Source organism: Parendozoicomonas sp. 209JJ7-1, from assembly GCF_058147085.1.
In genome coordinates this window covers 1-674 of record NZ_JBYVJU010000113.1, presented here as the reverse complement: position 1 = coordinate 674, position 674 = coordinate 1, and the positions used below count along the sequence as shown (strand labels likewise).

General features: G+C 33.2%; 2 protein-coding genes. Both read right to left on the bottom strand.

Going from position 1 to position 674, the window contains the following annotated elements; translation table 11 throughout:
• Nucleotides 1-40: 40 nt before the first annotated feature.
• Nucleotides 41-316, bottom strand: coding sequence for a hypothetical protein (locus ACY2RQ_RS19615; protein WP_490114702.1), 276 nt, complete (start codon nucleotides 314-316; stop codon nucleotides 41-43).
• 80 nt (nucleotides 317-396) lie between these two features.
• Entirely contained in the window at nucleotides 397-630 is a 234-nt protein-coding gene (locus ACY2RQ_RS19610) for a hypothetical protein (RefSeq protein ID WP_490114701.1), read from the bottom strand.
• Between the last annotated feature and the right edge of the window lie 44 nt (nucleotides 631-674).

The window sequence follows — 674 nt, the reverse complement described above, 5'->3', positions numbered from 1 at the left end:
TTGGTTCAGGTGCGCCGTAGGCGTCACCTGGAACCACTTGTTAGGTGCGTGTTTCCGGTTTGGATTTGTATTTGATTGTAAGAAGCACAATAAATACTTGAAGTAGACTTGTGAGCAACAAACCGATAATGCTTTGTAATCGATCATATTTCTCAGTGTAAATAAACAAGGATAGATTTCCTATAGAAAATGCAATCCAAGCCATTGCTGAGACACCTTCAGAATTTTTTGTTTTTATAAGATGAATAAGTTGAATAACTGTAGCACTTGGGAAAATGATTGCAGGTATAAAACCAATTATTTCTATCAGGCTCAATTTCAAGACTTCTATGTTTTTATATTTCTTGATATTGCAGCAGTTTAAAATCAAACCACTGCATATTTTTAAATATCAATTTATTTTGACATATATTCAGTTATTTCTCGTTCAATTCTCTTGAACTCATTTACTGGAACAATATGATGATAAGCTGGATTAGCTAGTTCTGAACCTTCTTCATATATATCGATTATGCAAAAATCAGGTTCTCCACTCATTTGTATTTGGATAGAATCTTTGCTCACTATCCAGACACAAACATTGTCAAGATTCACATTGTATCCATTGGAAATATGTAATCCTTTTTTCACTATTTTACTCCTGAGTTTGATGTTATGTATTAGCACCTAACGCC